We start from the raw sequence: 2,419 nt of genomic DNA on the forward strand, positions 1-2,419 counted from the left end.
TGGAAAATTGGTGGCCTAACTGATTGATTGACAAATCCGGGAAATTGGCATAAAGTGGAATTAAGGTCGATGGGGCAAGCAGGGAACTTACGCATTGCATAAATTGCTTAAACTTGCTGGGCAACGCCTCGGTTTCAGCAGAGTCACCCTGCAACAATCTGATGATAACATTCCAAGCTGACCCATCTGCCGCCAAAGCATTAAAATAATATGAAGGAATGTGTAGATTTGTATCAACTCGGACTTAAGAAACGCATGGCTCCAGCTATTTTAATCGAGAATCTGCAAAAGCGCTACGGCGCGATCGAAGCGGTCAAAGAGGTCACCTTTGAAATCCAACCCGGAGAAATCTTCGGGTTGCTCGGACCGAATGGGGCGGGCAAAACCACGACAATCCGGTGTTTGTGTACCCTAGCCACCCCAGATGCAGGTCGCCTAGAGGTGTCTGGCATCGATGTAGTGGCCGATCCGAAAGCGGCCCGACAGCGCCTCGGGTATGTGGCGCAGGAGGTGGCCTTGGACAAGGTGCTTACCGGGCGAGAGCTGCTGGAACTGCAGGCGGCATTGTACCACATTCCCAAACCCTTGGCAAGAGACAGAATCAACGCCATGCTGAGTTTATTGGGACTCGAAGAGTGGGCGAACACGCAAACCGGGAAATATTCCGGGGGGATGCGAAAGCGCCTGGACTTAGCGGCGGGATTGCTGCACGAACCTGACGTGCTGGTATTGGACGAACCCACCGTGGGATTGGATATCGAAAGTCGGATTGCGGTGTGGTCGTTCCTGCGCCAGTTGCGGGAAAATGGCACCACAGTGTTGATTACCAGCCATTATCTGGAAGAAATTGACGCCCTCGCCAATCGCGTCGCCATTCTGGATAAGGGGAAAATCATCGATGTGGGAAGCCCCTCGGAACTGAAAGATAAAATCGGCGGCGATCGCATTACCCTGCGCATCCGCGAATTCTCCCCCATCGAAGAAGCGCAAAAAGCCAAATCCTTGCTCGAACCCTTGCCCTTCGTGGAAGAAATCGTGATTAACAACGCCCAAGGGAACTCCCTCAACCTAGTGGTCAAACCGCAAAGCGACGCCTTGAGCAACATTCAACAAGCCTTGCGCGATGGGGGTTTGCCCACCTTTGGCATTGCCCAATCCCGCCCGAGTTTGGATGACGTTTACCTCACCGCCACCGGTCAAACCCTGATGGATGCGGAACTCGCCGCCGCCGGAACCCGGGATCCGAAAAAAGAACGCAAACAAAATATGCGCTAAGTTAGAGGACAATTGTAGGGAAGCGATTCACACTGAAACCATAGCAGTGCGAACCTGTGGGAAAATCATTTTCCCACCGCTTTCCTCAGCGAGGTCTGAAACCCTCGAACCGAGGATTTGCCAGAATAAACTGTTCCCTAATCATTAGTCATTATGAGTCAAACTGTTAGTCCAACCAATCCCAGCGCCCGTGGCGCGCTGCAAACTGCCAGAAGCAATCCCGTGGGGGATTTTGTGCAAGAAACCCTTGCCCTGACCAAACGGCTGTTTATCCAACTACAGAGACGTCCTTCCACCTTAATTGCCGGCATTATTCAACCGTTGATGTGGTTGATTTTGTTTGGGGCGCTGTTCCAAAATGCCCCGCAAGGCATGTTTGGGGATAATATTAATTACGCGCAATTTCTCGGGGCGGGAGTGATTGTATTTACCGCATTTTCCGGGGCGCTGAATGCCGGGTTGCCGGTGATGTTTGACCGGGAATTCGGGTTTTTAAATCGCTTGTTGGTGGCACCATTATCCAGTCGATTTTCGATTGTGGTTGCTTCGGCGGCATATATTATGGTACTCAGCTTCATTCAGACGGCGGTTATCGTGACGGCGGGTGCGTTTATGGGGGCCGGATTGCCCGGAGGATTGGGTCTGGCAACGATCGCCTTAATTACCTTCCTGCTGGTTTTGAGCGTCACGGGATTGAGCCTGGGTTTTGCCTTTGCCCTACCGGGGCACGTGGAATTAATTGCCGTGATTTTTGTGATTAATTTGCCCCTGCTGTTTGCCAGCACTGCTTTAGCGCCCCTGTCGTTTATGCCGAAATGGTTGCAAGTGGTGGCGTCTTTAAATCCGCTCAGCTACGCGATCGAACCCATTCGCTATCTGTACCTGCATGGGGACTGGTCCTGGGGAAGTGTGGTGATGCAAGCTCCTTGGGGTGACGTCACCTTTGGCGGGGCCTTAGGGGTGTTGGCGGGATTTGCCGCATTGGCACTGTTGAGCATTCAACCCTTACTGCGGAGAACATTTGCTTAGTAGAATGGTCTATATCATAAATGGTTGAGCGTGACAAGTCTGTCAGGAACCCCATCCCTAAAGGGAGGGGCTTGGTAAGACTTTATTTTCCCAAGCTCACCTGACCAGAAGACCA

3 protein-coding genes are annotated in these 2,419 nt (G+C 52.0%); 2 read left to right on the plus strand and 1 reads right to left on the minus strand.

What is annotated here, in order from left to right:
* On the minus strand, positions 1–196 hold a 196-nt coding region (locus tag AC0QH1_RS00765; RefSeq protein ID WP_324628814.1), incomplete at its 3' end, for a hypothetical protein.
* A 59-nt stretch (positions 197–255) separates the two neighbouring features.
* Between AC0QH1_RS00765 and AC0QH1_RS00770 the strand changes: the two genes are divergently transcribed.
* Both AC0QH1_RS00770 and AC0QH1_RS00775 read left to right on the plus strand, forming a co-directional pair.
* Positions 256–1,275: an ABC transporter ATP-binding protein gene (locus AC0QH1_RS00770; protein WP_324628817.1), complete on the plus strand. Its 1,020-nt coding sequence runs from the start codon at positions 256–258 to the stop codon at positions 1,273–1,275.
* Positions 1,276–1,428: 153 nt separating this feature from the next.
* Positions 1,429–2,304, plus strand: coding sequence for an ABC transporter permease (locus tag AC0QH1_RS00775; protein ID WP_324628815.1), 876 nt, complete (start codon positions 1,429–1,431; stop codon positions 2,302–2,304).
* Positions 2,305–2,419 lie beyond the last annotated feature (115 nt).

The organism is Phormidium sp. CCY1219 (genome assembly GCF_055795085.1).